Annotated in this window: 1 pseudogene; it reads left to right on the forward strand. The window is 49.0% G+C overall.

From position 1 onward, the window contains the following. Nucleotides 1–243, forward strand: a pseudogene (locus WG929_RS21185) (IS630 family transposase); the annotation flags it as partial.

The following is a 243-nucleotide window of genomic DNA, read 5'->3' on the forward strand; positions in this document are numbered from 1 at the left end:
GGTTCGCCTCTCACCCCCGTTACCACATCCACTTTACGCCCACGTCAGCGTCATGGCTTAACCTGGTCGAAAGATTCTTTGCCTTGATTTCCCAGCGATGGATTAAGCGAAATTCCCATCGCAGCACTCGTGAATTGGAAGCCTCCATCAGGGAATATTTGGCCGTTTATAACAATGATCCGAAGCCCTTTGTGTGGCAAAAAACTGCTGACCAGATCATCGAGTCCATTGCTCGATTATCAG

It is taken from the genome of Oceanobacter antarcticus (assembly GCF_044962685.1).
Taxonomy (GTDB): Bacteria; Pseudomonadota; Gammaproteobacteria; order Pseudomonadales; family Oceanobacteraceae; genus Oceanobacter; species Oceanobacter antarcticus.